A 2,333-nucleotide genomic window follows, 5' to 3' on the forward strand; every position below is an offset into this window, starting at 1 on the left:
TCGCCAGTCCGACCCGAAAGCAGCGGGCGCCCAGCCACTTCCACGCCCTCTGCACCGCCACCAGCTGACCCTCACAAGATCGCCAACAGAGTCACAGCATTGGCCCTAGTCGTGCTTGAAGGCCTCGACCCTTTCCTCGACTTTAGGCAGAGCATGGTCGGGCGCGCCCGAAGCCGCGGAACAGGGTCGCGCAGTACTCACGAGCGAGGAAGGCCGCGTCCCACTGCACGTCCGGCTTGACCCATTGGTACGTGTGGTTGTGCAGGTTGAGGAACTGCACAGTGGCCAGCCGTGGCGGCAGCGCACGGAAGGTGCCCTGGCCGACGGCCTCCGCGAGCAGTCCGGAGATCAACTCCTCGAAGTCGGAACACTGGTCCATCAGGGTCTTCAGCTCCGGGCCGCTCAAGCTGCGGTAGTCGTGCTCGTAGACCCAGATGTGGTCGAGCCTGCGGAAGATGATGGTCAGCAGGAAATCCGACAGCAGACGCAGCCTTAGCAGGGGGATCGATGTCGAGTTCCGCGGTCTGCCGCGCCCGCGACAGCAGCGGCCCCATTACTCGCGTCTGGATCTCGACGAGAGGATCTTCCATGGGACCGATGTAGTAGTAGGACTCCGTTAGGTCTGTCTGCCTGCAGTGTTCAGGGGCATGAGGACTGTGTGGACGTACATGAAGTCAATCGTGTTCGGGCGAAGTTGGCGTTATTCGTGGCGGACGTGTTCGCCTCGGTGCCGCGCAAGGACCAGCGGGCCAAGAGCGACTGCTATCTGCGGGGACTGATGATGGACGGTCGCCGCAAGTCCATCCAGGCCATGGCCTCGCGACTGCCGGACGGCAACGAGCAGAACCTGCAGCAGTTCGTGAACCAGTCCACGTGGGATCCGGTGCCGGTGCGCCGGCGGATCGCCGAGCGGCTGGTGCCGCAGATCGGCCCGGACGCCTGGGCGATCGATGACGTGTCGTTTCCCAAGGACGGCAGGATGTCGGTCGGGGTTGCTCCCCAGTACTGCGGTGCGCTGGGCAAGCAGGCGAACTGCCAGGTCGCGGTCAGCGTGCACGCGGTCTCCGACACAGCCTCGTGCCCGCTGAACTGGCGGCTGTTCCTGCCCAGGGAGTGGGCCGAGGACACCGTCCGGCGACGGCGGACCGGCGTGCCCAAGGACGTCGGGCACCGGGAGAAGTGGCGCCTTGCCCTGGACGCCCTGGATGAACTGGCCACCTGGCAGCTGGTGCCGCCGGTCGTGGTGGCGGACGCCGGCTACGGCCAGAACGCCGACTTCCGCGCCGCCCTGGCCGAGCGGGAGATCCGTTACGTGGTCGGCATCCGCGGCGATCTGACCGTCCAGCCCCATGACGCCCTCCCCGAGGCCCCGCCTGGTCCGGCAACGGCCGACGGCCGGTGCCCCGCTACCGGCAGCCACCCGTTCCGGTGGCGGAACTGGCCACGGCCGCCGGACGGGACGCCTTCAGCGAGGTGACCTGGCGGGAAGGCTCCCGCTCCCCGATGACCTCCCACTTCCTCACGGTGCAAGTCCGGCCGGCCGGGGTGCGCCCGCGTCGACTGGCCCAGCAAGCCGCGGTGGCCGAGCACGGCCGGTGGGACGGCGTCCTGCCCCCGGTGCAACTGCTGGCCGAATGGCCCGACGGCGAAGACAAACCGACCCGCTTCTGGCTGTCCGACCTGCCCGACGACACCCCGATCCCGGACCTGGTCCGCCTGGCGAAGATCCGCTGGCGCATCGAGCACGACTACCGCGAACTCAAGCACGGCCTGGGCCTGGAGCACTTCGAAGGCCGCTCCTGGCCGGGCTGGCACCACCACGCCACCCTGGTCACCGCCGCCCACTCCTTCCTGACCGAACAGCGGCTGAGCCCAAAAGCCGACACACCGGACTCACCCTGTACCAGATCCTCGACATCCTTCAGGACCTGCTGAACTGCTGGACCGGCATCTGCACCACCTGCCACCGACCTCTGCCCGGCAGGACCACGCCAAGATCAAGACAGACCTAACGGAGGCCTACTAGGGGGTGACGAAGTGATAGCCGGCGTCGAGCAGGCGGGGAAGCACCAGGCGCAGGGCGGCCACTGTCTGGGAGCGGTCGCCTCCGCCGTCGTGTTCGAGGATGATCGATCCGGGATGGGCGTGGGCCATGATTCGCTCGACGATGGCCGAGGTGCCTGGTTGTGACCAGTCGTGGGGGTCGACGGACCAGTCCAGCAGTCGCATGCCCATCTCGCGGCAGGTGGCCAGGGTTGGCTCCGACCAGGCTCCGTAGGGGGCACGGAAGATCGTGGGGCGCTGGCCGGTGACCTTCTCGATCGTGTCGCTGG

Annotated in this window: 2 protein-coding genes and 1 pseudogene; 1 reads left to right on the forward strand and 2 read right to left on the reverse strand. The window is 67.6% G+C overall.

Annotated features, from left to right (window positions below; all coding sequences use genetic code 11):
• Window positions 1-142: 142 nt before the first annotated feature.
• Window positions 143-505, reverse strand: a complete 363-nt coding sequence (locus tag ACWC2T_RS45885; RefSeq protein WP_450676225.1) for a hypothetical protein — start codon at window positions 503-505, stop codon at window positions 143-145.
• A gap of 153 nt (window positions 506-658) precedes the next feature.
• Between ACWC2T_RS45885 and ACWC2T_RS45890 the strand changes: the two are divergent.
• Window positions 659-1,935, forward strand: a pseudogene (locus tag ACWC2T_RS45890) (IS701 family transposase).
• An 87-nt stretch (window positions 1,936-2,022) separates the two neighbouring features.
• On the opposite strand, the gene ACWC2T_RS45895 reads toward ACWC2T_RS45890, so the two are convergent.
• A partial coding sequence (locus ACWC2T_RS45895) for a polysaccharide deacetylase family protein (protein WP_450676224.1) occupies window positions 2,023-2,333 on the reverse strand: 311 nt, incomplete at its 5' end.

Source organism: Streptomyces sp. NPDC001393 (assembly GCF_053597455.1).